The sequence below is a fragment of the Promicromonospora soli genome, from assembly GCF_014653785.1.
GTDB classification, from domain to species: domain Bacteria; phylum Actinomycetota; class Actinomycetes; order Actinomycetales; family Cellulomonadaceae; genus Promicromonospora; species Promicromonospora soli.
Genome location: NZ_BNAS01000003.1, coordinates 42,443 through 68,256, shown reverse-complemented (window position 1 = coordinate 68,256; position 25,814 = coordinate 42,443). Strand labels below are relative to the sequence as shown.

Here is a 25,814-nt window from a genome sequence, read left to right as displayed (position 1 = left end):
TCAGGCAGTCAAAGTTCGATGACCGGCGTGCTCACGGCCCCGCCACCGCCGTCGGTCCGGCGGACTACCAGGCTGGCTCGGCCGCGCTCGACGGAGTCGAAGGCGAACCGGCCGTCCTCGTCGGAGGCAACAGTGACGACGTCGACTCCCGGTCGGTGCAGCTCCACGTCCAGGCCGGCCGCCGGCGCGGCCCAGCCGTCGATCCGTACCCGGCCACCCGCGGCCGGAGACAGGCTGATCATGACGGTCAGCGAGTCGTGCGTGAAGGTGATCGTCTTCGCCTCGGCGGGCGCGGTGTCGTCGGCGCGGGCAGCTGCGGCGGCCCCCCGGACGCCGGCCAGCGGGGTGTCGAGGTAGACGGCCTCCATCAGGTCGGCCTCGAGGCCGGCCAGCGTGATCGCGAACAGCGACCGCTCGACCAGGTCGTCCGGCACGGGATCCACCGCCTCGACGGCGCGGGCGAGACGGGTCAGCACGGCGCCGTCCCCGGCGTCCAGCGCGCCCTTCGGGTCGAACGAGAGGTCCCCCACGGCCTCGTCGTCCTGGTTGGATTCCGGCGTCAGATCCACGAGAAGTCCCCTTGCTCGTCGAGGATGGTGCGCAGCTTCGCCAAGCAGCGGCCACGGGTCGAGCCGATGGAGCCCATCGGCATTCCGATCGCCGCCGAGATGTGCCGGTAGTCCGGCCGATCGGCGAGCGAAACCAGACGCAGCAGTTCCTGGCAGCGTCCGGGAAGTTTCTGGAGCGACATCCACAGGATGCGATCGCGTTCGTCGCGCAGCACCTCGGCGTCGGGCAGCGGATCCTTCGCGGGGAGCGCCATCGGATGCTCTGGGCTGTCGTCCGGTAGCTCGGTGCGGCGCTTCTCGTCGTCACGGTGCTTGCGCACGGACTCCCAGGCGGCGCGCTTCGCCGTCACCAGGAGCCACTTCAGCACGGCCTTGGGCTCCGCGATCGTCTCCGCGTGCCGCACGAGCGCGACCCAGGTGCTCTGCACCACGTCCTCGGCGGCGTCCTGGTCGACGCCCTGCGCGCGGACCGTGTGCCAGAGCAGCGGCGTCGCCTCGCGGACGAGCTCGCCGAGCGCCTGCCGGTTGCCCTCGCGGTACTCGGTCAGGGCGATCGCAGCGCGATCGCCCAACGTGAGCCCGGACCCGTCGACGTCGGGCAGGGCCTCCCTTGATCCTGTCATTGCACCACGGGATTCTCTGCTGGCGGATGTTTCCAGGCCCGGTTCCGGACGTGGACCACTTGGACCAGCCGAGTCTACGGCCGAGATCACGGAACCGGGGAGGACGAAGATAGTGCCCAACGGGCGCTCCCCTCTCTCCTCGGCTCACGTCGGCGCCATGCCGCTCATCAGACAAGAGGGGCTAATGGCCGGTTCGATACATAGTGTGGAAAAGAAACACGAAGGCCCGCATCCCGTCGAGGGGATGCGGGCCTTCTTGCGCTCAGGAGCGCTCGGATCAGGCCGAGGCGTCTTCCAGCAGCTTGGTGGTCTTGCTCTGGTCCAGCGGGATGCCGGGGCCCATCGTCGTGGTCATGGTCGCCTTGCTGATGTAGCGACCCTTCGAGGACGACGGCTTGAGGCGCAGGACCTCGTCGAGCGCGGCCGCGTAGTTCTCCAGCAGCTGGGTCTCCGAGAAGGAGGCCTTGCCGATGATGAAGTGCAGGTTCGCGTGCTTGTCGACACGGAACTCGATCTTGCCGCCCTTGATGTCGGTGACGGCCTTGGTCACGTCCATCGTCACGGTGCCGGTCTTCGGGTTCGGCATGAGGCCACGGGGACCCAGCACCTTACCGAGGCGACCGACCTTGCCCATGAGGTCCGGCGTGGCGACGGCCGCGTCGAAGTCGGTGTAGCCGGCGGCCACCTTCTCGATCAGGTCGTCGCCGCCGACCTCGTCGGCACCGGCCGCGCGGGCCTCCTCCGCCTTGGCGGCGTTGGCGAACACGATGACCTTGGCGGTCTTACCCGTGCCGTTCGGCAGGTTGACCGTGCCACGGACCATCTGGTCAGCCTTGCGCGGGTCGACGCTGAGGCGGAACGCGACCTCGACGGTCGCGTCGTACTTGACGGTGGCGGTCTCCTTGGCGAGACGGATCGCGTCCAGCGGCGCGTACAGCGTGTCGCTGTCGATCTTCTCCGCGGCGGCGAGGTACGCCTTGCTGCGCTTTGCCATGTTTTCTCTCCTTGTGGTCGTAGCGGGCCCGGTATGCCCTGCCACTGCTGGTGCCCGACGACGTCCGCCGGTCACTCTGGTCTGTCAGGTCTCGTTGTGCGCGTGATCGTTGAGACTACGCGCCCGTTATAGGCGCAACGATCGCGCCCACAACGAGGGGGATCACTCCGAGACGGTGATGCCCATGGAGCGGGCCGTGCCCGCGATGATCAGCGATGCGGCGTCGAGGTCGTTCGCGTTGAGGTCCGGCAGCTTGGTCGTGGCGATCTCGCGGACCTGAGCCTTCGTGATCGAGGCGACCTTGACCGTGTGCGGCGTCGGCGAGCCCTTGGGCACGCCCGCGGCCTTCTTGATCAGCTCAGCGGCCGGCGGCGTCTTGGTGATGAACGTGAACGAGCGGTCCTCGTACACCGTGATCTCGACCGGAACGACGTTGCCGCGCTGCGACTCGGTCGCCGCGTTGTACGCCTTGCAGAACTCCATGATGTTCACGCCGTGCTGGCCCAGCGCGGGGCCGATCGGCGGAGCCGGCGTCGCGGCGCCGGCCTGGATCTGCAGCTTGATGAGGCCGGAGACCTTCTTCTTCGGGGGCATGCTTGTCTACCTTCTGTTCGGTGGGCCGACGCCGTGGGCGATGACCCGGTTGCAATGCTGAGGGGACGAACGGATCAGATCTTGGCGACCTGGTTGAACCCCAGCTCGACCGGGGTCTCCCGGCCGAAGATTGAAACGAGGACCTTGAGCTTCTGGGCCTCGACGTTGATCTCGGAGATCGAGGCGGGCAGCGTGTCGAACGGCCCGTCGGTCACGGTCACCGACTCGCCGACCTCGAAGTCGACGTGGACTGGAGCCTTGCCACCGGTCGTCGCACCGCCACCGGCGGCCTGCTGGCCGGCGTGGGCCGGCTGGGGCAGCATCGACGGCGCGAGCATCGAGTAGATCTCGTCGAAGCTCAGCGGCACCGGCTGGTGCGTGTGCCCGACGAAGCCCGTGACGCCCGGCGTGTGCCGCACGGCGCCCCACGACTCGTCGGTCAGGTCCATGCGCACGAGGACGTAGCCCGGGATGCGGACCCGGCTCACAATCTTCTTCTGAGCGTTCTTGATCTCGGCGACTTCCTCCATCGGAACCTCGACCTGGAAGATGTAGTCCTCCATGTTCAGGCTCTGGATGCGGTTCTCGAGATTGGTCTTCACGCGCTTCTCGTAACCCGCGTACGAGTGGATGACGTACCAGTCGCCCGGCAGGCCGCGGAGGGTTCGCTTGAACTCCTCGACCTCGTCCACGATGACGTCGCCGTCGGCGTCGACGGGGCGCTCGTCGGTGGCGTCGCCCTCGTCCGTGGTCTCGGCGTCGTTCTCGGCCGGAGTCTCGGCGTCCGCAGGCACGTCAGCGTTCTCGGCGTCCAGGGGCGCGTCGACAGCCGCATCGGAGGCGTCGGACGGCGAGACGTTCTCCGTCTGGTCCAGAGAGTCCTGGGACACGAAACGAACCTGCTTTCTCTTCGTGCGCCGGGGCTGCGCCCGGCACGGGTGTGCGTACCTCTACGAGCTGTGTCCGCCCATTGTCGCGCGAAAGTACCGCGAAGGGACAATCAGCAACGAGCGAGAACGGTCACAGCGAAGTACTGCGCAGCGTGCCCCATGTGCTCGTCCGGCGCACCCGGACCGTCGCGGGCCCGCGATCAGGCCCCGTCCACGACTGCGTCAGCTGCCGTCTCCGACGAGCTTGATCAGGCGAAGACCCAGCCGGCGAGAAGGCCGAAGCCGTAGTCCAGCGCCACCACGAAGATCATGACGACGACCAGGAAGACAAGCACGACTGTCGTGTACGTGATGAGCTCGGAACGCGTCGGCGAGACGACCTTCTTGAGCTCGGCCACCACCTGGCGCACGAAGAGCGCGATTCGGGCGAAGATGTTGCCGCCGCCCTTGCTCGGACGCTCCGCGGCGCTCTGGATCACCTCGGTGTCGCTCACTGCTACCCCACTCCTGTGGCCCGGCGCGCCGGGCGGCGCGGACTGGCGTTCCAGGTCCACTCACGTGGGCCCGCTGCGCGCGGCCCCGCTGGGGTTCACGCTGGCAGGGTAGACAGGACTCGAACCTGCAACCTGCGGTTTTGGAGACCGCTGCGCTACCAATTGCGCCACTACCCTTTGTGTCCGATGCCTTTGACATGCACTGCTGCGAGCCCGTGAGAGGCGCGCCACATCAGGTGAGCATCGATCACCGAGGCACAACTGTACGGTACCCACGGCCGTAGGTCGAACTCGTTCCGGGTGGCCCTGCGAGGGTCTCGACAAGCTCGACCACCGGAGGGGCGGCTTGACCAAAGGGGCACCGTCCATCGAACGGTGGACAGCAGATGTAGCCGAACGGGCGTCCCGCCACGGGGACCGCGCGGGCCATGCTCGAGGCATGCAGACATCCGGCTCCCCGGCCGTGCAAGTACGCGGCCTCCGCAAGCGATACGGCAACGCACGTACCGGGTTCAAGGACGCCGTGGCGGGCCTGGACCTCGACGTCTCCACCGGCGAGATCGTTGCCGTCCTGGGCCCCAACGGCGCGGGCAAGACCACCACCGTCGAGATCCTCGAGGGCTTCCGCGACCGGGACGACGGCGACGTCGTCGTGCTCGGCGAGGACCCCCGGGACGCCGGTCGCGCGTGGCGGGCGCGGATCGGCGTCGTCATGCAGGACTCCCGGGACCTGAGCGAGCTCACGGTCGCGGAGAAGGTGCGGGCCGCCGCGGCTTCCTATCCCGACCCGCGCGACCCGGCGGAGGTGATCGCCGCGGTCGGGCTCACAGAGAAGGCACGGGCGCGGACGCGCGGGCTGTCCGGTGGGCAGCGGCGTCGGCTGGACGTGGCGCTCGGGATCGTCGGCCGGCCCGAGCTGCTGTTCCTGGACGAGCCCACCACCGGGTTCGACCCGCAGGCTCGCCGATCCTTCTGGGACCTCGTGACCGGGCTGCGGGACGACGGCACCACGATCCTGCTGACCACCCACTACCTGGACGAGGCCGCCCAGCTCGCCGACCGCGTGGTCGTCGTCCGGGACGGCGTCGTGGTCGCCGAGGGCACGCCCGACGCCCTGGGCGGGCCCGGGGCCCGCACCCCCGTGGTGGCGTGGGACGACGACGGGGTGCGCCGCGTCGAACGGACCGACCGGCCCACCGCCGTCGTCGCGCGCCTGATCGCGGCAGCCGGACCCGACGGCGAGGTGCCCGGCCTGTCCGTGTCCCGCCCGACCCTCGAGGACGTGTACCTGTCCCTGATCGGCGAGGCCCCGATCAACGACGAAGAAAGGGGAGCGGCGTGATGAGCACGACAGCCAGCACGACAGGTCTCAACAGGCTCGACCAGACAGGGGCCACCGCGAGGCGGCTGCCCGGCACGCTCCGGCTCGGGCTGGTGCGCGGGGGCGTCGAGCTTCTGCAGTTCGTGCGCGAGCGCGACTCGATGATCTTCGGCTTCGCCTACCCGATCGTCATGCTCGCGATCTTCGCGACGGTCTTCGGCGACGACGACCCGATCGTCGCGAACGGCGTCACCGTCAGCTTCGCGCAGTACTTCTTGCCCGGCATGGTCGCGACCGGCATCATGCTCTCCACCTACCAGACGCTCGCCATGTCGATCGCCGTCGAGCGGGACGACGGGACGCTCAAGCGCCTCCGTGCCACGCCCCTGCCCGCTACGTCGTACTTCCTGGGCAAGGTGTTCCTGTCGCTGGTCACCGTGCTGGTGCAGACCGCCCTGCTGCTCGCGGTCGCCGCGCTGCTCTTCGATGTCCCGCTGCCCGACGACGCCGGCCACTGGGCCACGTTCGCCTGGGTATTCGTGCTCGGGACGGCGACGGGAGCTGTGTGCGGCGTCGCGTACTCGTCGGTGCCCCGCTCCGGCCGGTCCGCGAGCGCGGTGGTGGTCACGCCGATCCTGGTGCTGCAGTTCACGTCGGGAGTGTTCTTCCCGGTCGGCCAGCTGCCGGGCTGGATGCTCGACCTGTCGTCCCTGTTCCCGCTCAAGTGGATAGCCCAGGGCATGCGGTCGGTGTTCCTCCCGGACAGCTTCGCGGCCGCCGAACCATCCGGGGCCTGGCAGCACGGTGCGACGGCTGCTGTACTGGCGACATGGCTGCTGGTGGCGCTCGTGGTCGGCACTCGGACGTTCCGGTGGCGACGGCACGATGACGGCTGATGTGACCACTGACGACGGCGCGGCGCACGGCGAGCGCGCCGTCGAGAGCCTGCACGCCGGGTGGGACCAGCAGGTGCGGTGGTGGGACGCGGCGTTCTACGTGATCGTCGCCCTCACCGCCGTCGCCCTGCTGCTGGAGGGCACGCGCGGCGTGCAGCTCGCCGTGGCCTTCGGGGCGATGGCCGCGATCGTCGTGGCCTACCTGCTGTGGGGCGCGAAGGCCGCGCGGACCCGGGACCAGCGGCTGGCCGGGATGTATCTGGTGGTGCTGGTCCTCGGCACAGGGGTGACGGTGTCGCAGGCCGGGGTGGCGTCGCTCCTGCTGTTCATCGCGTTCGCACAACTGTGGATGCTGCTCGAGTCGATCCGGTACGGCGTGATCGGCTGCGCCGTGCTGGCGGTGGTGGTGGCGTTCGGCATCGCGGCGCGATTCGGATTCGACCCCGCCGTCGTTGGCGAGGTGGTGCCGCAGATGCTGGTGACGCTCGTGTTCTCGATCGGGCTGGGGCTCTGGTTCCACGTCGCGATGCAGCGCGCGGAGGAGCACGCGCGCCTCCTCGGCGAGCTGCAGGCCGCGCAGTCCGAGCTGGCGCGGACGAACCACGAGGCCGGCGTCACGGCCGAGCGCGAGCGCCTCGCCCGTGAGATCCACGACACCCTCGCCCAGGGGTTCACGAGCGTGATCATGCAGGCGCAAGCCGCGGCGGCCGCCCTCGACGTCAAGAACGACGACGCAGTGCGCGAGCGCCTGCACGTCGTCGAGGAGACCGCACGCGACAACCTCGCCGAGGCCCGCGCCCTGGTGGCCGCGTTCGCGCCCGTTGCGCTGCAGGATGCCTCGCTCCCCCAGGCGCTGGGCCGCCTCGGGACCCGGTTCGCCGAGGAGACCGGACTGATCGTGAGAGTCGAGGCCGAGGGCGTCGGGGCCCTCCCGCCGGCGGTCGAGGTGGTGCTTCTCAGGGCCGCGCAGGAGGCGTTCGCGAACGTGCGCCGGCACGCCCAGGCCGGCTCCGTCGTCGTGCGGCTGGGGCAGGCCGGCGGGGAGGTGACGCTCACGGTGTCCGACGACGGGCGGGGACTGGGCCCGGACGCCGCCGACGGGTTCGGGCTGGCCGGGATGCGGGACCGGGTGCGGTCGGCGGGCGGCACGCTGGCGGTCGGGCCGGGGGAGGACGGCGGCACCACGCTGTGCGCCCGCGTCCCGGTCGACGCGCAGGTCGATGCGCGGGTCGACGCGCGGGTCGACGCGCAGGTCGACGATGCGAAGATCCATGCGCAGGTCGACGCAGGAGGCGACGACGCGGAGGCCGACGACGCGGGCGCCGGCTCACCAGCCCGAGCACACGACGGGACCCAGGGGGTGGCGCGATGATCCGAGTGCTGGTGGTGGACGACCACCCGGTGGTGCGGTCCGGGCTGGCGGGAATGCTCGCCGTCGAGGACGACCTCGAGGTGGTGGGCGAGGCCGCCGACGGGCGAGAGGCCGTCGAGCTGGCGGCGTCGCTGCTGCCCGACGTCGTGCTCATGGACCTGCGGATGCCGGTGCTCGACGGGGTCGCGGCGACCGCCGGGATCGTCGGGACCGGGCCGCGCGTCGTGGTGCTGACGACGTACGACACCGACGCCGACATCCTCCGCGCCGTCGAGGCCGGGGCGACCGGGTACCTGCTGAAGGACACGCCCCGCGCGGTGCTCGTCGCTGGTGTCCGGGCGGCGGCCCGGGGCGAGACGGTGCTGGCGCCGAGCGTGGCGACGCGCCTGGTCAGCTCGGTCCGCTCGGCCGCAGAGCGGCCCTCGGCGCGGGAGGCCGAGGTGCTCACGCTCGTGGCACGCGGCCGGTCGAACGCCGAGGTCGGGCGGGAGCTGTCCATCACCGAGGCCACGGTCAAGACGCACCTCATCCGGGCGTTCGCCAAGCTCGGCGTCGCCGACCGGACGGCGGCCGTGACGGTGGCCCGGGAGCGCGGCTGGATCGCCTGACCTTTCCGGGACGCGGCCTGGCTCCTGCCGGTAGGTTGCCCGCATGAACAACTCGGGCAAGATCGACATTCCGGCACGCGTCGAGGCGGCGGTCGCATCGGCGATCTACGACGTGGCGCTGCCGATCGACACCATGGGCGTGACCTTCCACGACGGCGCTCTGAACGACGTCACCGAGGCGTACCGCGCCGAGCCGGACGCCACCCTCGCCGCGGCCGACGCCCGGTTCGCGGCGCACATGGCGACCGTCGCGGCCGCGGCGTCGGACGACGAGGCCGAGGGGCCGATGCTCCGGGCGCGGGCCGCGATGGCCCTGAAGGAGCGCCTCAAGGAGCTGTGACCAGGGGCGACGCGATTACGCCGCCCCGGGCCGCGGCCTAGCGGCTCCCGGCGGCGGGCGCGGACGGGTCCCCGCCGGCCTCGCCGCCGTCGGTCGGCTCGCCCGTCGGCTCCTCCGTGACCGTCACCGTCGGGGTCGGCGTCGGCTCCTCCGTGACCGTCACCGTCGGGGTCGGCTCGGGGTCGGGGGTAGGAGTCGCCGTCGGGGTCGGCGTGGGCGTCGGGCTCGGCGTCGGAGTGGCCGACGGCGTCGGCGTCGGCGACGGAGTGGACGACGGGAGGGGGGTGAAGTCGTCCTCCTCGTCGTCGGTCTGGCTGGGGGTGGGCGACGACGACGGGGTCCGCGACGGCGCCTGCGACGACGGGCTGACGCTCGGGTTGACCTCCGGCGGCGGTCCGTCGTCGAGGATGTTCGCGATCACCAGGCCCGCCCCGCCGAACACGAGCAGCGCGAACACGATGACGGTGGCCACGCGGCCGCGCCCCGTCGTCATGGCGTGCCACCACTTGCGCTCCTCGGCGGGTGGCCCGACCGGAGGCGGCCCCACCGGGGGTGGCCCGACCGGCGGCCCGGACGCCGCTGCGGCCTCGGCGCCGGCTACGCCAGCGGCGGCTACGCCCGCGGCGCCGATCGCGCCGACGACCGTGGTGCGGTCGCCGCCCTCGGCGACCTGGCCCAGCTTCATCGTGCCCGACCCGGCTGCCCCGGCGACCGGGTCGATCACCTCGGTGCCGCCTGCGCCCACGCCGAGCTGCATGGTCTCGCCGCTGGTGCCCATCCGGCCCGCGGGGCCGCCGAGCAGGATCGTGACGGTCCCCCGCATCGCCTCGGCCGTGGGGAACCGCCGGCCCGGGTCCTTGGCCATCGCCCGGGACACGAGGCGGTCCACCGACGCCGGGACCGCGGCGCGACGGGCCGACGCGGCCGGCACCGGGGCGTTCACGTGCGCCCGCAGGACGTCCTCCGCCTGCGCGCGCTCGTACGGCGCGTGCCCGGTCAGCGTGTAATAGGCGAGCGCACCGACGGCGTAGATGTCGCTGCGCGCGTCGAGGGGCTTGCCGCGGGCCTGCTCGGGCGACATCCCGATGACCGAGCCGGCCACGGTGGCGCCGTCGCCCTCGCCGCCGGCGGGCCGGGTCAGGCCGAGGTCCAGCAGCCCGACGACGAAAGTGCCGTCGGGGCGCTTGTCGACCATCACGTTGCGCGGGGCGACGTCCCGGTGCACCAGGCCCGCCGCGTGCACGGCGGCGAGCGCCTCCAGCAGGCCGTCGATGATCGCGAGGGCGTCGCGCCACGGCACGCCGCTGTCCCCGGCGAAGTCGGACAGGGACACGCCGGCCATCCGGTTCATGACGGTCCAGGGGACGCTCGCGCCCGCGACCTCTTCCTCGCCGGAGTCCAGCACCTTCACGACGCCCGGGTGCGTCACCAGCGCCGACGCCTCTACCTCGCGCCGCAGGGAGGCACGCGCGCTCTGGTCGTCGACCAGGTGGGGGTGCAGCACCTTGACCACGAGGGGCAGGTCCGGGTCGATCTCGGGCTCGGCGGGTTCCCCGGGCTCGGCGATCTCGGCCGTCGCGTCGGCGCCGGCACTGTCGTCCGCTTCCGCGTCTGCATCGGGGTCGGAGCCTGCCGCCTCGGCGACGGCGTCATCGGCGTCGGCCGCCTCGGCATCGGCCGCCTCGGCGTCGTCGTCCGGCGTGGGCTCCGGAACCGCCGGAGCTGCTACCCGCTGCGCCTCATAGACGGTGAACGTCGCTCCGGTGCCGAGAACGTCGACCAGCTCGTACTTTCCGCCGAGGACCGCGTGAACCGGGAGGTCTGCGGCGTTGTCCTCGCCCGTGGTCTCTTCGTTCACTGGTTCACCGGTGTCCATGGTTGCGCATCGAGCAAATCAGTCTTTTCGGCTATCTGGGGCATGTTCTTCTTAGGATATGTAGCGGAGCGCATGGACACCAAAGTTGGATGTCGGGATGTGTGAGTAGTGCGGAGTATCACGCTCGTGGCTGCCACAGAGCTGCCACTTTGCCAGACTACGCAGATGCGAGACCTCGCACTTCTCCCCAAAGCGCACCTCCACCTGCACTTCACCGGATCCATGCGGGTGCCGACCCTCGTCGACATGGCTACCGCTTACGGCGTCCGGCTGCCTGAGGCGCTCGTCGACAACGACCCCTTGCGCCTTCCCGCCACCGAGCGTGGCTGGTTCCGCTTCCAGCGCTTGTACGACGCCGCCCGCGCGTGCGTGCGCTCCGAGGCCGACATGCGCCGCCTGGTCCACGAGGCGGCGGCCGACGACGCCGCCGAGGGCTCCGGCCGGCTCGAGATCCAGGTCGACCCCACCTCCTACGCGCCGTTCGTGGGCGGCATCACCCCCGCCGTGGAGGTAGTCATCGACGCCGCCAAGGCGGCGAGCGCCGCGCACGGTATCGAGGTGGGCGTCATCATCGCGGCGTCGCGCATGAGGCATCCGCTCGACGCGCGCACGCTCGCCCGGCTCGCTGCCCGGTATGCGGGCGACGGCGTCGGCGAGGTGGTGGGCTTCGGCCTGTCGAACGACGAGCGCCGCGGGGACACGTCCCAGTTCGGGCCCGCGTTCGACATCGCGCGGCGGGCGGGTCTCGCGGCCGTGCCACACGGCGGTGAGCTGCTGGGGCCGGACCACATCAGCGAGGTCATGCGTGAGCTCGTCCCCGACCGGATCGGGCATGGTGTGCGCGCCGCCGAGGACGAGCGTGTCCTCGCGGACATCGTGGAGCGTGGCGTTGCCCTGGAGGTGAACCCCGGCTCGAACATCGGTCTCGGTGTGTACAGCGAGGCGGGCGAGGTGCCGCTGCGTACCCTGGTGAACGCGGGTGCCCTCGTGGCGCTCGGCGCCGACGACCCGCTCCTGTTCGGGTCGCGGCTCGTGGACCAGTACGAGATCGCGCGCACGGCGCACGGGTTCACGGATGCCGAGCTCGCGGCGCTGGCGGGGTCGTCGATCCGGGCGAGCCGGGCGTCGTCGGCCACCAAGGCGCGGCTTCTGGCCGACGTCGACGCGTGGCTGGCTGCTCCGGATGCCGATGATGTCCTGAATGCCCTCCCCACGGGTGGCACTGTCACGATTGGGTGACGATCGACCGACCCAACCATCCCGGGCGCCCGTGCGTCAGTGGGAGGTACGGGACACTCGCGAGGGGACGAAGTCGTCTCGCGTGTGCGTGCCGCGCCACCCCAGAAGGTGCGGCCGAGGAGGAGTCACGATGCGGGTAGTGCACGGTAGGTCGGCCAACGGTGTGAGCAAGCGGGTCGGCGGCAGGAGAGTCATGGGCACGCTGGGCGCGGTAGCGCTGGCAGCGACCCTGCTGTCCGGCTGCGGCGAGGAGCAGGACCCCCCGGCGGAGGCGGACAGGACGACGAGCTCCCCGTCACCGGAAGAGAGCGCCCCGAGCCCGGAGCCCAGCGCGAGCGACCCGTCGGAGGAGCCGGAGGCGAGCGAATCGCCGCTGGACGACGCCGACGAGGGCGCCGACGACAGCACGGACGCGCCCGGCGACGCGAACGAGGGCGACGACGACGGGAAGACCGACGAGGGCAACGGCAAGTCTCAGGGCGGCGACCAGTCCGAGGACAAGGGCAAGGGCAACGGCGGCGAAAAGGACAAGGACGACCAGCCGGAGGAGCCCGACTACGTCGAGTACGGCGAGGTCAGCGACCGCGTAGGCGATCTGCAGCAGCGTCTGCAGGACCTCGGCTACTTCGTGACGTCCGTCGACAGGTCGTACGGCGGCGAGACGCAGCAGGCGGTGTTCGCGCTGCAGAAGGCCGGCGGCCTGTACCGCGACGGAGTGGTCGGCGACGCGACTCAGGCCGCGCTGGACGACGGCCTGGTGCCGCAGGCGCAGACGTCGTCGGGCAAGGTGCTCGAGATCGACATCGACCGGCAGCTCGTGCTGGCTGTCGAGGACGGCCAGGTCGTGAAGATCATCAACGCGTCGTCCGGCAACGGGGAGACGTACGAGGCCAAGGGCGCCACCTACACGGCGTACACGCCGCGCGGCTCGTTCGCGGTGTACCGCGAGGAGGATCGGAATTACCCGTCGTCGCTCGAGCTGGGCGACATGTGGCGGCCCAAGTTCTTCACCGGCGGAATCGCGGTGCACGGCTCGGCGTCGGTACCCGCGTTCCCGGCGTCGCACGGGTGCGTGCGGGTGTCGAACAGCGCGATGAACTGGATCTGGGACAGCTGGGGCGCTCCGTCGGGCACCCCGGTCGTCGTCTACTGACCTCTCTGCCGAAGTAGAGCTGGGGCGAGATAGAACCCTGGCGAAGTAGAGCCGCAGCGGGAACTGTGGTTCTACTTCGCCAGGGTTCTATCTCGCCACGAAGAGGTCAGAGGGAAAGGCCGACCAGGACCGTCTCCGGCACCAGGGTCACGCCGAACCGGTCGCGGACCCCGTCGCGCACCGCGCGAGCGAGGGCGATGACGTCCTCGGCCCGGGCACCGCCGCGGTTGGTCATCGCCAGCGTGTGCTTGGTCGACAGCCGCGCCGGGCTGAGCTCCCCCGCAAGGCCGAAGCCCTTGCCGAAGCCGGCCCGCTCGATGAGCCAGGCCGCACTGGTCTTCACGAGCGTGGGGTCGATGGCGCCGAGGCTCGGGCCCGTGGTCGTCTCCGGCGTCGCGGAGCGGACCGGGTAACGAGGGGCGTCCGCGGGCAGGTGCTCCAGGTGCTCCACGGGGATCACGGGGTTGGTGAAGAACGACCCCGAGTTCCAGCGGTCGTGGTCCGGCTCCGCACCGAACATCGGGCTGTCGAGCAGCATGCCCTTGCCGCCACGCAGGCCCAGCACGGTCTCGCGGACATCCTTCATCGGGGCGCGCTGCCCCACCTCGACGCCGAGGCGGCGGGCCAGCTCCCCGTAGCCCACGGGCGCGGACAGCGTGCCGAGCCGGAACTGGAACTGGACGTTCAGCACCACGTAGCGCGGCGACGGGTACCAGGGGGCACGCGGATCACCGTCACGGCCTTCGGTGTGCATGGAGCGCTTGAGCAACGACGTGCGGTACCCGAAGCCCAGCTCCCCGACGGCGAAGGTGCGCACCCGCCGCTCCCCCCGGTCCCACGTGCGGACCAGCGAGACCACACCGGAGAGCTCCTGGCCGTACGCACCGATGTTCTGGACCGGGGCGGCGCCGACGGTCCCCGGGATGCCTGACAGCGACTCGACCCCTACCCAGCCCTCGTCGACCGCGCGCTCCACGAGCTCGTCCCAGTTCTGGCCGGCCGGCGCGCTCACCACGGCGCCACCGCAGGAGTCGTCCGACTCGACGGTGAGCCCGGTGCGGGTGTCGCGTACGACGACGCCGTCAAAGCCCTCGTCAGCCACCAGCAGGTTCGACCCGCCACCCACGACCAGCAGCGGCACCCCGTCGTCGTCGGCGGTGCTCACCGCCTCGATCAGTGCGGCCTCTTCCTCGGCCTCCACGTACGAGGCAGCCGGTCCACCTACTCGCAGAGTGGTGAGGTCGGCGAGGCTGGGGACCACCGCTTGCGCCTGGACGGTGTCTGCCGGGTATGGGCTCACCGTGCAAGCCTATCTACCCGTCGCGATGGATTTGTGCACATCTTCGCCATAGCGTGGGTGATGTCTGCCAATTCTGGAACCTTTTGGTGTCCGCATACGTGTTCACTGCTCGACTTCGGCGCCCTGGCCTCGGCAGACGCTTGTCGCAGGCCTGCGCTACCTCTTCACACCCGCCGCCGTCGGCAACGGCCGGACAGACCGCGCCATGGCCAGCCCGAGCGCCATCGGGACCAGGAGCACCAGCACCGCCAGGCGGTAGCCCGTCGCGTCCGCGACGAAGCCGATGAGCGGCGGCCCGACGAAGAACGCGGTGTACGCGATGGTCGAGACGGCCGCCACCCGCATCGCGGCCCGCTTGGGCTCGTCGGACGCCGCGCTCATACCCATCGGGAAGCCCATCGCCGCGCCGAGGCCCCACAGGCCGACGCCGACCAGGGCCAGCCAAAGCACCGGCACCAGCGAGAACGTGAGCACACCCACGAACGCAAGCGCCGCGGAGAGTACGAGCACCGGCACCCGCCCGAACCGGTCGATGGCGCGCGTCCCGGCGAGCCGGGCGGTCGTCATGGCGGTGAGGAAGACCGCGAGGCCGACCGCGCCCATGCCGTCGGACGTGCCGAATCCGTCCACGACCGCGAGGCCCACCCAGTCGTTGGCCACGCCCTCGGTGAGGGCCGCACCGAGCACCACGAGCCCGATCGCGAGCGTGCGTGGCTCTCGCCACGCGGCGAGCAGCCCGGCCAAGCCCGACGCCGGCGGCGTCACCTCTCCCGGGTCGGCACCGTCCGCGCTGCCCGCCCCGGCGGTGGCGACGCCGTGGGGCACGGCTGCCGAGACGACGCTCGGCGAGAAGTAGCGGACCGCGATCACCACTGACAGGAGGGCCACTGCCCCCGCCGCCACGATGTGCCAGACGACCGGGATGTGCGCGTTGGCCACCGGGATGCCGATGCCGGCGCCGACTACTGTGCCGAACGAGAACCCGGCGTGAAAGATCGGCATGACCGCACGGCCGAGACGCTGCTCCACCGCGGCGCCCTCGAGGTTCATCGCGGCGTCCCAGACCCCTGCCCCCACGCCGAACAGGATCAGGCCGAGCCGCACCGCGAGGTGCTCCCCCGCGGCGACGCCGTACCCGGCCACGGCGAGCCCGGCCACGAGGACACCCGCGAAGGCCAGGACCGTCCGCGCGGTGCCGAACCGCTCCGCGACCAGGCCCGACAGGGGGATGGCAGCTACCGAGCCGATGGACCCCGTGAGCAGCAGGAGGCCCATCTCCTGCTCGGAGAAGGACAGGCCGTCCCGGACCGCCGGGAGACGCGATGCCCAGCTCGCGAATGCGAACCCGCTGGCAGCAAAGACGACGAAGACCGCGCGGGCGGCGGCGTGTGCAGTAGGCACTGAACTCCTTGGTGCGATTGAATCTCCCGACCGTAAGCCACAGTCTGGGATCAGCCCAGCAGATTCCCGGGTCCTGCACCACCGGTGCCCGATGCGAGAGAAGGAACAGCGATGAGCCGCCAGACCGTAGGCCGGCCGACCCTCGCAAAGGTCGCCGAGCTGGCAGGTGTCTCCGTCTCCACTGCGTCGCTCGCGTTCTCGGGGGCAGGGCCGATCACGCCCGAGACCCGGGAGAAGGTGCTGGCCGCCGCCCGCGAGCTCGAGTACTCCGGGCCCAACCCACTAGGGCGGCAGCTCCGGTCGGGGCGCTCCGGAATCGTGGGCGTGGTGATCGGCGACCAGCTGGGCCGGTCGTTCCGGGACCCCGTGTCCACGCAGGTGCTCCACGGCCTGGTCTCCGCGATCGGCGAGCAGGGGCTGGGCGTCCTGCTCGTACCCGGGATGCCGCAGGGTGCCACGGCGCAGTCCGTCGGGCTCGCCGCCGAGGCTGGGCTGCCCGCCGCCGTCGACCCGCTGGTCGAGGCCGCCGCGATGGACGTGGCCGTGCTCGTGTGGGGCACCCTCAAGGACGACCCGAACCTCGCGGCGCTGCAGCGCAGGGGCGTACCCGTCGTGATCGGCGAGGGGCAGAACGTGCCCGGCGTGCCCGTGGTGGGTGTCGACGACCGGCGCGGCGCGGCCGAGGCGGTGCGGCACCTCGTCGAGCTGGGGCACACGCGCATCGCGGAGATCACGCTGCCCTTCGGCCGGGACGAGCGCTCGGGCCTGGTCGACGCCGCCCGGCTCGCCACCGTGGAACGCACGCCCACCCGCAACCGGCTGGCCGGTGTACGGGACGTCATCGAGCCGGTCATGTCGTGGGAGACACCGGCCTCGCTCGTCGAGCACGGGCGCGACGCCGCTACCGAGATCCTGTCCGAGTGGGCACCGGCCCGGGACCGTCCGACGGCGATCGTCGCGCACTCCGACCTGCTCGCCGCCGGAGCGGTGATCGCCGCGCGCGAGCTCGGGCTGCGCGTGCCCGAGGACGTGTCGGTGGCCGGGTTCGACGGGCTCGACCTGCCGTGGCTCTCCCCCGACGTGCTCACCAGCGTGCACCAGCCGCTCGTCGAGAAGGGACGGGCGCTCGGCCTGGCCGTCGTCGCGCTCCTCGCCGGTGAAGAGCCCTCGTCGGTGGTGCTGCCCGTGAATCTTGTGGAGGGCACGACGACGGGGCCCGTTCCCGACTTGAGCTAGCACCCTCCCCTGACCCGCACCCGCATGGTTGTGGGCGTGATCGTTGCGACTACCTGCCCGTTTTAGCCGCAACGATCGCGCCCACAACCATGACGGATCAGGCGCGGAGCTTGGGTTCGGGGAGGTAGACCTCGCCGCCCGCCTCCCTGAACTCCGCGGACTTCTGGGCCATGCCCTCCGCCACCGCGCCCGCGAGCGCCGCCTGGTCCCGCGCCCCGCCGAACTCGTCCCGGATGTCCTGCGAGATGCGCATCGAGCAGAACTTGGGCCCGCACATCGAGCAGAAGTGCGCGGTCTTCGCTGCCTCGGCCGGGAGCGTCTCGTCGTGGTACTCCTCGGCGAGCTCCGGGTCGAGGGAGAGGTTGAACTGGTCGCGCCAGCGGAACTCGAAACGGGCCTTGGACAGGGCGTCGTCCCTCGTCCGAGCGCCGGCGTGCCCCTTGGCGACGTCGGCGGCGTGGGCCGCGATCTTGTACGTCACCACTCCGGTGCGCACGTCGTCCCGGTTCGGCAGTCCGAGGTGCTCCTTGGGCGTCACGTAGCAGAGCATCGCGGTGCCGTAGCGCGCGATCTCGGTGGCGCCGATGGCGGACGTGATGTGGTCGTACCCGGGCGCGATGTCGGTGACCAGGGGGCCGAGCGTGTAGAACGGGGCGCCGTCGCACAGCTCCTGCTGCCGCTCCACGTTCTCGCGCACGAGGTGGAACGGGACGTGGCCCGGGCCTTCCACCATGACCTGGACGTCGTACGCCCAGGCGCGCTTCGTCAGCTCCGCGAGCGTGTCGAGCTCGGCGAACTGCGCGGCGTCGTTCGCGTCGGCGAGCGACCCCGGACGCAGGCCGTCGCCCAGGGAGAACGCGACGTCGTAGGCCGCGAAGATCTCGCAGAGCTCGTCGAAGTGCGTGTAGAGGAAGTTCTCCTGGTGGTGCGCCAGGCACCAGCCGGCGAGGATCGACCCGCCGCGCGAGACGATCCCCGTGACCCGGTCGGCGGTGAGCGGCACGTAGCGCAGCAGCACGCCGGCGTGCACGGTCATGTAGTCGACGCCCTGCTCGCACTGCTCGATCACGGTGTCCCGGTAGATCTCCCAGGTCAGTGCGCTCGCGTCGCCGTCCACCTTCTCCAGGGCCTGGTAGATCGGCACGGTGCCGATGGGCACCGGCGAGTTCCGCAGGAGCCATTCGCGGGTCGTGTGGATGTCGTCGCCCGTGGACAGGTCCATGACGGTGTCGGCGCCCCACTTGGTGGCCCACTCGAGCTTCTCCACCTCCTCCGCGATCGAGCTGTGCACCGCCGAGTTGCCGATGTTCGCGTTGACCTTCACCAGGAACGCCTTGCCGATGATCATCGGCTCCGACTCGGGGTGGTTCACGTTGTTCGGGATGATCGCCCGGCCGGCGGCGACCTCGCTGCGCACCAGCTCGACGTCGCACCCCTCGCGCAGCGCCACGAACCGCATCTCCGGCGTGATCACGCCCTGGCGCGCGTAGTGCATCTGGGTGACGGTCCGGCCGTGGACGGCCCGGCGCGGCCGACGTCGTGCGCCCTGCCATTCCCGGGTCGCCGCGCCACGGCGTAGCGCGCCGCGCCCGTCGTCAGCGAGGGCCCGACGCCGGCCGTCGTACTCCTCGGTGTCCCCCCGCGCCACGACCCAGGGCTCGCGGGCCGGCGGGAGGCCACGCACCGGGTCGGACCCGGGACCCTGCGTGCGGTAGACCCGCACCGGCTCGTTCGGGGTTCCGTCCGGCGACGGCGCCAGCGTGATCTCGGTGACCGGCACTCGCAGGCCGGCTTCGTCGTGCGGTGTGCTTTGCCCGCCGTCGTGCTCGTGGTCGCGCTCGTACTGGTACGCGAGCGTGCGGGACTGGGTGTTCTCCATCATGAGACTCCTGCTTCCTACGCCGGTGTTAACCGGACAGGTTCAACGGTCCCGGGCCGAACAGCCCGATCTCAGCCCCTGCGTGAGGCACCCGTGGGATCGCGAGCGACGTTAGCACCCCGGGCAGCCGGCGGTCGCCTGCGTCCTCTTTCGGAGCCATACCTTTTCCGCTCTGGTAGAGAGGCACCACGGCCCGTTTCACCCGGTGGGCCCGAGGACGTGGAGGCAGGCATGTCGATACGAGGAGAGCTGCGGACCAGGACGTTCGCGCTGGCGGCGACGGGAGCGCTCGTGGTGCAGGCGGGGATAGCGGCGAGTGCCGTGCCGGCGTCGGGAGCGCCAGAGGCGGGCGCGGCGGCGTCGGACAACCAGATCACGCTGACCGCCTGGGACGGGTACGCCGAGCTGCGCGCGGGCAAGACCGCGAACCTGCGGCCGGGCGCCCGCGGCGGGCTCGTGCTACGCGGCGCGGGAGACACCGTCGAGTACACGGACCCGTTCGGCGACGGAACACCCGTCTCCTACGAGACGGGCACGTGGACGTCGCCCGTCGTCGAGGCCGGATACTCGATCGACGAGTCCGTGAGCTCGTGGAACGCGCGCACGCCCACCGGAACCTGGGTCGAGATCGAGTTCCGCGGCCGCAAGGCCGACGGGACGTGGACCAAGTGGTTCGTGATGGGCCGCTGGGCGTCGGGCGACGACTACTCGCCTGCGGACGGCACGGTCGGCGACATCCACCGCACTTCCGTGAACGGCCAGACCGACGCCGACGCGTACCTCTTCACCGACACCTACGTCGCGAAGTCGGGCCACGAGCCGGACGCGTTCCAGACCCGGGCCACGCTGTACCGGCCCCAGGGCACCAGCGTGTCCCCGCGGCTGGACTCCGTGAGCACCCTGACCAACGAGTACCTGCCGGACTCCCGCTACACGGGCACCAGCGACTTCACGCTCGGGCGCGAGGTCGAGCTCGACGTGCCGCGGTTCAGCCAGAACATCCACCGCGGCGAGTACCCCGAGTTCGGGGGCGGCGGTCAGGTGTGGTGCTCGCCGACGTCGTCGGCGATGGTGCTCTACTCCTACGGGCGCGAGGTGCCGGACTCCGAGCTCGAGGGCATCGTGGCGCCGAACGGCGACCCGCAGGTCGACTACGCGGCCATGCACACCTGGGACTACACCTACGAGGGCGCGGGCAACTGGCCGTTCAACGCGGCTTACGCATACACGTTCGGCGTGGAGTCGTTCGTGACCCGGCTCCGATCCCTCGCGGAGGCGGAGAAGTTCATCGAGGCCGGTATCCCGCTCGTCTTCTCGATCAACTTCGCGGAGGAGGAGATGCCGGAGGCCGGGTACGGCACCAACGGGCACATCGTCGTGCTGACCGGGTTCACCGCCGACGGCGACCCGATCCTCAACGACCCGAACAAGGCGAGCAACGAGGCGGTGCGCTCCGTGTACACGCGGGAGAACTTCGAGCGCGTGTGGCAGACCTCGACCGACGGCATCATGTACGTCTACCACCCGCGCGACGTCGCGCTCCCGGCCAACCTCCCGGGAGTCACCCCGAACTGGTAACCGCCGGTCCCTCGTTGTTGTGGGCGTGATCGTTGCGCCTACGCGCCCGTTTTAGGCGCAACGATCGCGCCCACAACAAAGGAAGGCTACTTGGGGGTCAGCTTGGGGTCTGATGCTCAGAGGCGGACGAGCACCTGCGTGCGGCCCAGGACCTTGGCCCCGTCGACGGTGACGGCGAGGTCCACACGGACCGTGCCGGCCTCGGCGTCGATCACGCCGATGGTGCCCGTGACCTCGATCGACGCGGTGCCCGGGTTGGGCACCTCGACGGGCTTGGTGAACCGTGTCTGGTAGTCGACGACGGCGCCCGGGTCGCCCGCCCAGTCCGCCACCACGCCGACGACGGTGCCCATGGTGAGCATGCCGTGCGCGATGACGCCGGGCAGGCCGACACTCTCTGCGAACTTGTCGTTCCAGTGGATCGGGTTGAAGTCGCCGCTGGCGCCCGCGTAGCGGACGAGGGCCGCGCGGTCGAAGGCGACGGTGCGCTTGCCGATCGTGTCGCCGACGGCGAGGGTCGCGATGTCGGGGCGGGTCATGCGTCCTCACCGCGGATCGCGAGCGTGGAGGTGACGGTGGCGACGGGCTCGCCGGGAGCATCAGCCTCCGGGTCCGGGGCCTCGGCACCCGCCGGGAGCGCGAAGATCTCGCAGCGCGTGGTCACCATGCTGATGGGGCCGCGGGAGACGATCCGGTCCACGTGCAGCACCGTCGTCAGCTCGTCACCGGCGACGATCGGGCGGTGGTGCGTGAAGCGTTCGTCCGCGTGGACCACGCGCGAGAAGTCGATCTGCGCCTCGGGGTCGCTGATGTACTGCGACTCGGCGCGCTGCGCCACGATCACGGCGAACGTGGGCGGGGCGACCAGGTCCGGATAGCCAGAACCCCGCGCCGCCACGAGATCGTGGTGCGCGGGGTGCATGGCACCGACGGCACTGGCGAACTCGCGGATCTTCTCGCGGCCTACGGAGTAGGGAGCGTTGGCCGGGTAAGCCCGGCCCTCGAAGTCAGCGTTCGCCACGTCGGTGTGAGCTTGCTACCGAGACTCAGCGAGTCTCGCGGTGCGACGTGTGCTTGCCGCAGCGCGGGCAGAACTTCGCCAGCTCCAGGCGGTCTGGGTCGTTACGACGGTTCTTCTTCGTGATGTAGTTCCGCTCCTTGCAGTCCACGCACGCCAGCGTGATCTTCGGGCGGACATCCGCGCTCTTGCTTGCCATGGCTCTCACCTCCGCGCCTCGAGGGAGAGGCGCCATGTGTCTTCTCGTCGTCCGGCAGTGGACGCCGAACGGATGTACTTGCTTGGTAGCGAGGGCGGGGCTCGAACCCGCGACCTCACGATTATGAGTCGTGCGCTCTGACCAGCTGAGCTACCCCGCCGCGCGTGACTGAACGCGAGGTTGTCCGCCGTTGTTCCCCCAGCGGCAAGCCGCTGAGCGGGACGGACGACCCCGCGTCGATCACAGAGCCCCGAAAGGGAATCGAACCCTTGACCTTCTCCTTACCATGGAGACGCTCTGCCGACTGAGCTATCGGGGCGGCGAGGAAGACTCTACATGGCCTCCGGCCTGGCGTGAAATCGAATCGGGTGTGAGTTGTGCCGCCTTGCTCGCGAGTTCCGGAGGGGACGGCCCGAGGGTCCCCGGGAACGAGACTGGTCAGCCCAGGAAGCCCTGAATCTCCTCGATCGCGCGACGAAGGACGGCGCTCTGCGGCCCTTCCTCATGTGCGAGCGCAGTGGTCCACTCGACAAACGAGGCAAGGAGCTTCGTCACCGCTTCGACGCCGCCTGGGTTCTCGAACGACGCCTGCACCCCGACGTCGTCGAGCACGAGTGACATCAGGACCTGGGACTCCTTGTGGTCCCCCACGAAGGCCCATAGATCGCGAGGGCCCGGGTACAGCAGGTCCTCCGGTTCCCCCGGACGAAGCTCGAGCTGGAGCCACACGTCGACCGATTCGCTCTGGCCGAGTACGAGCCAACGCAGGAAGTGCTGCCCGTCCGTACGAAGGAGTATCTCCGTCGGGCGGCCGTTCCAGAGGTCGAGCACAAGACCCCCGTCCACGTGACCACTCCAGCTGTCGTGGACGCGACCACCGTTGATGACGCTCACGCCGCACCATCCCCGTACAGGTCGAACGCCTTCTCGAGCTCGGCCCTCTCGTCGTCGTTCCACGGGCCCTCGACGCGGGGAACGCGCACCGAGACGTGATCCGGGTTGCTCGGGTTCGGGGTGTGCACCACATCGAACTTCAGGTCGCGCAGGTGTCCGACGGTCGTGTAGCGGACACGGTCGCGCGGGTCCGGAGTCCACTTCTTGCGAACCAGGATGGCCGCCTCCGCCGCGGTGATCCGCCCACGGAGCATCGACGCCTCGGTCTCGTCGCTCTTCGGCCCACGGAAGACCGTCGGGCCGGTCGCCGCGCAGCCGTAGTGGGTCAGCTCCTCGTCGTCGAGCAGCTGAACTGGCTCCTGGGCGATGGACCGCTGGTCAATCGCCACGATTCCCCCGACATGCCCCACCCATGAAATCGAGGCTAGACCGGAGTCGATCCACCCGCCCGACAGGGCTCTGTGCGGGGTCGGCCCGGTTGGGCCAAGGCGTCGGCCCACTCCCCGCGATAAGGGCCAACCGGCTGGCAACGAAGTAGGGCGTGACCAGCGTTCCGCTGGTCACGCCCTACTTTTACTCACGTGGCTGGTGAGGGATTCGAACCCCCGAAGGCTGAGCCGTCTGATTTACAGTCAGATCCCTTTGGCCGCTCGGGCAACCAGCCGTGAACGGAGCCAACCATAGCGCCCCACGTGCCTCGGCGAGAAATCGAATTGATGCCCTGCCCAGGTGACGAGGCCCACAGCGGACGCCGCGGTGGGGCCGCCGCGCGAGACCTATCGTGACGCCGTGACACAACACCGTGATCGCTGGGGACTGCCGCTCGGTATCGGCGCTTTCGCGATCTGGGGCGGGATGCCCCTGTTCTTCCCGCTGCTCCAGCCGGCGGGCGCCGTCGAGGTCGTGGCCAACCGCATCGTGTGGAGCCTCGTGTTCTGCCTCATCGCCCTTGCTGTGCTCCGGCAGCTCGGCGACTTCCGCACTGCCCTGCGCTCGCCCCGCACCCTTGGCACCCTCGCTGCGGCGTCGGCCCTGGTCGTCGTCAACTGGGTGGTCTACGTGCACGCCGTCCTCACCGACCGTGTGATCGACGCCGCCCTCGGCTACTTCATCAACCCGGTGATCACGGTGCTGCTCGGCGTGCTGATCCTGCGCGAACGGCTGCGCCCCGTGCAGTGGGTGGCGGTGGCCTGCGGCGTCGCGTCGGTGGTCGTGCTGTCCACCGGGCTCGGCGGGCTGCCGTGGATCTCGCTGTGCCTCGCGCTCTCCTTCGGCTTGTACGGTCTCGTGAAGAACCGCGTGGGCCGCACCGTGCAAGCGTTGCCCGGCCTGGCGGTCGAGACGGTCGTCGCCACCCCGTTCGCGATCGCCTACCTGGTGTGGCTCGGTGATTCGGGGACGTTCACCGGGCACGGCGTCGGCCACTCGCTGCTCCTCATGTCGGCGGGCGTGATCACCGCCCTGCCCCTGCTCATGTTCAGCGCCGCGGCGCGCCGTCTGCCGCTGTCCGTGGTCGGCATGCTGCAGTACCTCGCCCCGGCCCTGCAGTTCCTGGTGGGGCTGCTCGTCTTCGGGGAACACATGCCGCCGGCGCGCTGGGTCGGGTTCTTCCTCGTGTGGGTGGCGCTCGTGCTGCTCACTGCCGACGGGATCCGCCAGGCCCGGACGGTTCCCCGGGTGCACTGACCTCGGGCTTCGCCGGCCGAGCTTGTGTCGCTGGTCGAGCTTGTCGAGACCACCGGGTCTCGACGAGCTCGACCAACGGGGGCTCACCAGGTGCCGGGCACCTGGCGGGTCGTCACGTTGAGCCGGTTGTAGAGGTTGGTGACCCCGATGTGCAGCACCAGCGCGGCGAGCGCCTGCTCGTCGAAGTGCTCCGCGGCGCCGGCCCAGACGTCGTCGGGCACCGGGTCGGAGCTGTCCGCGAGGCGAGTCATCGCCTCCGCGAGCGCGAGCGCCGCGCACTCTGCCTCGGTGAGGTAGGGCGACTCGCGCCAGGCGGCCACCGACGCGAGACGGTCCTCCGACTCGCCGGCCTTGCGCGCCTGCCGCATCCCGTACTCGATGCACCAGCCGCAGCCGTTGATCTGGCTGGCGCGGAGGTGCACGAGCTCGAGCGTGGCCGCGGGCACACCCTGCCCGTGGACCATCTGTCCCAGCCCGGCCAGCGCCTTCACACCGCCGGGGACGAGCATGGCCGGGTTCTTCATGCGGGGTGTCACGGTCCGCAGGTGCGGCGTGCCGGATGCTTCGGGAGCGAAGCCGTGGGTGGCAGTCTCGGTGGTCATCGCGATCCAATCGTCGTGGCCGAGGGTCCGGCCGGTCACATCGGCGCTCTGCGCGCCGTCAGACCCTTGACGCCCCCGACACGCAGGATGTGACAGATGAGCCCCGACGAACTCGCCACCGCCTTCGAGCAGCACCGCCCCCGCCTGCGTGCGGTGGCCTACCGGCTGCTCGGCAATCCCGACGACGCCGACGACGCGCTCCAGGAGACCTGGCTGCGCCTGAACCGCACCGGCGACGCGGACATCGACAACCTCGCCGCCTGGCTGACCACGGTCACCGGCCGGATCTGCCTCGACATGCTCCGCTCGCGGTCGACGCGCCGCGAGGGCCCCCTGCCGTCCGGCCTGCCCGACGACACCGCGCCGGAGATCCTGGACGAGGGCTCCCCGGATCCGGCGCGGGAGGCGGAGCTGGCCGACGTCGTCGGGGTGGCGATGCAGATCGTGCTGGAGAGCCTCGACCCTGCCGAGCGCCTGGCGTTCGTGCTGCACGACCTGTTCGCCGTCCCGTACGAGCAGATAGCGCCCGTGCTGGGCCGGTCCGTGGCGGCGGCGCGCCAGCTCGCGAGCCGCGGGCGGCGTCGGGTGCAGTCCGGGCCTGCCGCTCAGGCCGCCGCGGGTGGTGCCGACGCCGAGGCGCGGACCGCCGGCGACGCGCGAACCGACCGGCAGGTGGTCGAGGCGTTCCTCCTGGCCTCGCGCACGGGCGACCTCGCGGGCCTGCTCGCACTGCTCGCGCCGGAGGTGGTGCTGCGCGCCGACCAGTCCGCCGTCGAGGCGGCGGCCGCGTTCGCCGACCGGGGCGCTCCCCTGCTGGCGCGCGAGGTCCGCGGGGCGGCGGCGGTGGCGGAGGCGTTCCGGGGTCGGGCGACGGCTGCCGTGCCCGCGCTGATCGGTGGCTCGGTCGGGTTCGCCTGGGCGCCGGGCGGAGAGCCGCGCAGCGTGTTCGCCCTCGTGGTGCACGACGGGCGGATCGCCGCCGTCGACCTGGTGAGCGACCCGTCCGCCCTCGCGGAGCTGCACGTGGTGCTGCTCGAGACGCCGAAGTAGTC

Annotated in this window: 27 protein-coding genes, 4 tRNA genes and 1 riboswitch; of the genes, 11 read left to right on the top strand and 20 right to left on the bottom strand. The window is 70.9% G+C overall.

The window, feature by feature from the left end; genetic code table 11:
• Positions 1-8: 8 nt before the first annotated feature.
• The 7 genes from IE250_RS10460 to IE250_RS10430 form a co-directional block, all read right to left on the bottom strand.
• Positions 9-569 carry a hypothetical protein gene (locus IE250_RS10460; protein ID WP_189669260.1) on the bottom strand — a complete coding sequence of 187 codons (561 nt, stop codon included), beginning with the start codon at positions 567-569 and terminating at the stop codon, positions 9-11.
• Positions 560-1,192 (bottom strand): RNA polymerase sigma factor, encoded by a 633-nt coding sequence (locus tag IE250_RS10455; protein WP_189669259.1) that lies wholly within the window; start codon positions 1,190-1,192, stop codon positions 560-562. The genes IE250_RS10460 and IE250_RS10455 overlap by 10 nt, the downstream gene beginning before the upstream one ends.
• A 277-nt stretch (positions 1,193-1,469) precedes the next feature.
• A complete protein-coding gene (gene rplA / locus IE250_RS10450; protein WP_189669258.1) occupies positions 1,470-2,186 on the bottom strand; it encodes a 50S ribosomal protein L1 in 717 nt (238 codons plus the stop codon).
• A gap of 162 nt (positions 2,187-2,348) precedes the next feature.
• Entirely contained in the window at positions 2,349-2,780 is a 432-nt protein-coding gene (gene rplK / locus IE250_RS10445) for a 50S ribosomal protein L11 (RefSeq protein ID WP_108492315.1), read from the bottom strand.
• Positions 2,781-2,854: 74 nt separating this feature from the next.
• Positions 2,855-3,670, bottom strand: a complete 816-nt coding sequence (gene nusG / locus IE250_RS10440; protein WP_189669257.1) for a transcription termination/antitermination protein NusG — start codon at positions 3,668-3,670, stop codon at positions 2,855-2,857.
• A gap of 248 nt (positions 3,671-3,918) precedes the next feature.
• A complete protein-coding gene (secE, locus tag IE250_RS10435; RefSeq protein ID WP_189669256.1) occupies positions 3,919-4,164 on the bottom strand; it encodes a preprotein translocase subunit SecE in 246 nt (81 codons plus the stop codon).
• 101 nt (positions 4,165-4,265) lie between these two features.
• A tRNA-Trp gene (locus IE250_RS10430) sits at positions 4,266-4,341 on the bottom strand.
• A gap of 262 nt (positions 4,342-4,603) precedes the next feature.
• On the opposite strand from IE250_RS10430, the gene IE250_RS10425 reads away from it, so the two are divergent.
• Genes IE250_RS10425 through IE250_RS10405 form a run of 5 tightly spaced genes read left to right on the top strand, consistent with a single transcriptional unit; the run spans position 4,604 to position 8,701 of the window.
• Entirely contained in the window at positions 4,604-5,506 is a 903-nt protein-coding gene (locus IE250_RS10425) for an ABC transporter ATP-binding protein (protein WP_189669255.1), read from the top strand.
• On the top strand, positions 5,506-6,381 hold the full coding sequence (locus IE250_RS10420) for an ABC transporter permease (protein WP_189669254.1): 876 nt from the start codon (positions 5,506-5,508) through the stop codon (positions 6,379-6,381). The genes IE250_RS10425 and IE250_RS10420 overlap by 1 nt, the downstream gene beginning before the upstream one ends.
• A 1-nt stretch (position 6,382) precedes the next feature.
• A complete protein-coding gene (locus IE250_RS10415) occupies positions 6,383-7,753 on the top strand; it encodes a sensor histidine kinase (RefSeq protein ID WP_229872338.1) in 1,371 nt (456 codons plus the stop codon).
• Positions 7,750-8,361 carry a response regulator gene (locus IE250_RS10410; protein ID WP_189669252.1) on the top strand — a complete coding sequence of 204 codons (612 nt, stop codon included), beginning with the start codon at positions 7,750-7,752 and terminating at the stop codon, positions 8,359-8,361. Before IE250_RS10415 ends, IE250_RS10410 begins: the two co-directional genes overlap by 4 nt.
• 43 nt (positions 8,362-8,404) lie before the next feature.
• On the top strand, positions 8,405-8,701 hold the full coding sequence (locus IE250_RS10405; RefSeq protein ID WP_189669251.1) for a hypothetical protein: 297 nt from the start codon (positions 8,405-8,407) through the stop codon (positions 8,699-8,701).
• Positions 8,702-8,738: 37 nt separating this feature from the next.
• Here IE250_RS10405 and IE250_RS24845 read toward each other — a convergent pair whose 3' ends face one another.
• A complete protein-coding gene (locus tag IE250_RS24845) occupies positions 8,739-10,559 on the bottom strand; it encodes a serine/threonine-protein kinase (protein ID WP_189669250.1) in 1,821 nt (606 codons plus the stop codon).
• A 183-nt stretch (positions 10,560-10,742) separates the two neighbouring features.
• Between IE250_RS24845 and IE250_RS10395 the strand changes: the two genes are divergently transcribed.
• Both IE250_RS10395 and IE250_RS10390 read left to right on the top strand, forming a co-directional pair.
• Positions 10,743-11,816: an adenosine deaminase gene (locus IE250_RS10395; protein WP_189669249.1), complete on the top strand. Its 1,074-nt coding sequence runs from the start codon at positions 10,743-10,745 to the stop codon at positions 11,814-11,816.
• A 130-nt stretch (positions 11,817-11,946) separates the two neighbouring features.
• Positions 11,947-12,969 carry a L,D-transpeptidase family protein gene (locus IE250_RS10390; RefSeq protein ID WP_189669248.1) on the top strand — a complete coding sequence of 341 codons (1,023 nt, stop codon included), beginning with the start codon at positions 11,947-11,949 and terminating at the stop codon, positions 12,967-12,969.
• Positions 12,970-13,075: 106 nt separating this feature from the next.
• On the opposite strand, the gene IE250_RS10385 is transcribed toward IE250_RS10390, so the two are convergent.
• Together IE250_RS10385 and IE250_RS10380 are read right to left on the bottom strand one after the other, a co-directional pair.
• Positions 13,076-14,269, bottom strand: a complete 1,194-nt coding sequence (locus IE250_RS10385) for a UDP-N-acetylmuramate dehydrogenase (protein WP_189669247.1) — start codon at positions 14,267-14,269, stop codon at positions 13,076-13,078.
• Positions 14,270-14,425: 156 nt separating this feature from the next.
• Positions 14,426-15,670 carry an MFS transporter gene (locus IE250_RS10380; RefSeq protein WP_189669246.1) on the bottom strand — a complete coding sequence of 415 codons (1,245 nt, stop codon included), beginning with the start codon at positions 15,668-15,670 and terminating at the stop codon, positions 14,426-14,428.
• 111 nt (positions 15,671-15,781) lie between these two features.
• Here IE250_RS10380 and IE250_RS10375 point away from each other — a divergent pair, with 111 nt between their 5' ends.
• Positions 15,782-16,906 carry a LacI family DNA-binding transcriptional regulator gene (locus tag IE250_RS10375; protein ID WP_189669245.1) on the top strand — a complete coding sequence of 375 codons (1,125 nt, stop codon included), beginning with the start codon at positions 15,782-15,784 and terminating at the stop codon, positions 16,904-16,906.
• Positions 16,907-17,003: 97 nt separating this feature from the next.
• On the opposite strand, the gene thiC is transcribed toward IE250_RS10375, so the two are convergent.
• On the bottom strand, positions 17,004-18,788 hold the full coding sequence (gene thiC, locus IE250_RS10370) for a phosphomethylpyrimidine synthase ThiC (RefSeq protein WP_229872337.1): 1,785 nt from the start codon (positions 18,786-18,788) through the stop codon (positions 17,004-17,006).
• A riboswitch (TPP riboswitch) is annotated at positions 18,783-18,888 on the bottom strand. It overlaps the preceding gene by 6 nt.
• A gap of 128 nt (positions 18,889-19,016) precedes the next feature.
• Between thiC and IE250_RS10365 the strand changes: the two genes are divergently transcribed.
• On the top strand, positions 19,017-20,363 hold the full coding sequence (locus tag IE250_RS10365; protein ID WP_229872336.1) for a C39 family peptidase: 1,347 nt from the start codon (positions 19,017-19,019) through the stop codon (positions 20,361-20,363).
• 116 nt (positions 20,364-20,479) lie between these two features.
• Here IE250_RS10365 and IE250_RS10360 read toward each other — a convergent pair whose 3' ends face one another.
• From IE250_RS10360 to IE250_RS10325, 8 genes are all read right to left on the bottom strand, one after another.
• The gene (locus IE250_RS10360) at positions 20,480-20,902 is read right to left on the bottom strand and encodes a MaoC family dehydratase (RefSeq protein ID WP_189669243.1); all 423 of its coding nucleotides are present in this window, start codon (positions 20,900-20,902) and stop codon (positions 20,480-20,482) included.
• On the bottom strand, positions 20,899-21,384 hold the full coding sequence (locus tag IE250_RS10355) for an FAS1-like dehydratase domain-containing protein (RefSeq protein ID WP_189669242.1): 486 nt from the start codon (positions 21,382-21,384) through the stop codon (positions 20,899-20,901). Before IE250_RS10355 ends, IE250_RS10360 begins: the two co-directional genes overlap by 4 nt.
• 25 nt (positions 21,385-21,409) lie before the next feature.
• Positions 21,410-21,580: a 50S ribosomal protein L33 gene (gene rpmG / locus IE250_RS10350; RefSeq protein WP_013837798.1), complete on the bottom strand. Its 171-nt coding sequence runs from the start codon at positions 21,578-21,580 to the stop codon at positions 21,410-21,412.
• Positions 21,581-21,663: 83 nt separating this feature from the next.
• A tRNA-Met gene (locus tag IE250_RS10345) sits at positions 21,664-21,740 on the bottom strand.
• 86 nt (positions 21,741-21,826) lie between these two features.
• A tRNA-Thr gene (locus IE250_RS10340) sits at positions 21,827-21,899 on the bottom strand.
• Positions 21,900-22,018: 119 nt separating this feature from the next.
• Positions 22,019-22,474 (bottom strand): hypothetical protein, encoded by a 456-nt coding sequence (locus IE250_RS10335; RefSeq protein ID WP_189669241.1) that lies wholly within the window; start codon positions 22,472-22,474, stop codon positions 22,019-22,021.
• Complete coding sequence (locus IE250_RS10330) at positions 22,471-22,863, bottom strand: hypothetical protein (protein ID WP_189669240.1); 393 nt, start codon at positions 22,861-22,863, stop codon at positions 22,471-22,473. Before IE250_RS10330 ends, IE250_RS10335 begins: the two co-directional genes overlap by 4 nt.
• 193 nt (positions 22,864-23,056) lie before the next feature.
• Positions 23,057-23,138: transfer RNA gene (locus IE250_RS10325), tRNA-Tyr, on the bottom strand.
• Positions 23,139-23,263: 125 nt separating this feature from the next.
• Here IE250_RS10325 and rarD point away from each other — a divergent pair.
• Positions 23,264-24,160 (top strand): EamA family transporter RarD, encoded by an 897-nt coding sequence (gene rarD / locus IE250_RS10320; protein ID WP_189669239.1) that lies wholly within the window; start codon positions 23,264-23,266, stop codon positions 24,158-24,160.
• Between the two features lie 83 nt (positions 24,161-24,243).
• Here the strand turns inward: rarD and IE250_RS10315 are convergent, their stop codons facing one another.
• Positions 24,244-24,762, bottom strand: a complete 519-nt coding sequence (locus IE250_RS10315; RefSeq protein ID WP_229872335.1) for a carboxymuconolactone decarboxylase family protein — start codon at positions 24,760-24,762, stop codon at positions 24,244-24,246.
• 96 nt (positions 24,763-24,858) lie between these two features.
• Between IE250_RS10315 and IE250_RS10310 the strand changes: the two genes are divergently transcribed.
• On the top strand, positions 24,859-25,812 hold the full coding sequence (locus tag IE250_RS10310) for a sigma-70 family RNA polymerase sigma factor (protein ID WP_189669238.1): 954 nt from the start codon (positions 24,859-24,861) through the stop codon (positions 25,810-25,812).
• Positions 25,813-25,814: the final 2 nt, after the last annotated feature.

Coding starts and splice junctions, on each gene's coding strand:
- IE250_RS10425 (WP_189669255.1), top strand. CDS start 4,604: ATGCAGACATCCGGCTCCCCGGCCGTGCAAGTACGCGGCCTCCGCAAG.
- IE250_RS10360 (WP_189669243.1), bottom strand. CDS start 20,902: ATGACCCGCCCCGACATCGCGACCCTCGCCGTCGGCGACACGATCGGC.
- IE250_RS10365 (WP_229872336.1), top strand. CDS start 19,017: ATGTCGATACGAGGAGAGCTGCGGACCAGGACGTTCGCGCTGGCGGCG.
- IE250_RS10455 (WP_189669259.1), bottom strand. CDS start 1,192: ATGACAGGATCAAGGGAGGCCCTGCCCGACGTCGACGGGTCCGGGCTC.
- IE250_RS10420 (WP_189669254.1), top strand. CDS start 5,506: ATGAGCACGACAGCCAGCACGACAGGTCTCAACAGGCTCGACCAGACA.
- IE250_RS10410 (WP_189669252.1), top strand. CDS start 7,750: ATGATCCGAGTGCTGGTGGTGGACGACCACCCGGTGGTGCGGTCCGGG.
- IE250_RS10405 (WP_189669251.1), top strand. CDS start 8,405: ATGAACAACTCGGGCAAGATCGACATTCCGGCACGCGTCGAGGCGGCG.
- rplK (WP_108492315.1), bottom strand. CDS start 2,780: ATGCCCCCGAAGAAGAAGGTCTCCGGCCTCATCAAGCTGCAGATCCAG.
- IE250_RS10390 (WP_189669248.1), top strand. CDS start 11,947: ATGCGGGTAGTGCACGGTAGGTCGGCCAACGGTGTGAGCAAGCGGGTC.
- IE250_RS10395 (WP_189669249.1), top strand. CDS start 10,743: ATGCGAGACCTCGCACTTCTCCCCAAAGCGCACCTCCACCTGCACTTC.
- rpmG (WP_013837798.1), bottom strand. CDS start 21,580: ATGGCAAGCAAGAGCGCGGATGTCCGCCCGAAGATCACGCTGGCGTGC.
- IE250_RS10310 (WP_189669238.1), top strand. CDS start 24,859: ATGAGCCCCGACGAACTCGCCACCGCCTTCGAGCAGCACCGCCCCCGC.
- rplA (WP_189669258.1), bottom strand. CDS start 2,186: ATGGCAAAGCGCAGCAAGGCGTACCTCGCCGCCGCGGAGAAGATCGAC.
- IE250_RS10315 (WP_229872335.1), bottom strand. CDS start 24,762: ATGACCACCGAGACTGCCACCCACGGCTTCGCTCCCGAAGCATCCGGC.
- IE250_RS10375 (WP_189669245.1), top strand. CDS start 15,782: ATGAGCCGCCAGACCGTAGGCCGGCCGACCCTCGCAAAGGTCGCCGAG.
- thiC (WP_229872337.1), bottom strand. CDS start 18,788: ATGATGGAGAACACCCAGTCCCGCACGCTCGCGTACCAGTACGAGCGC.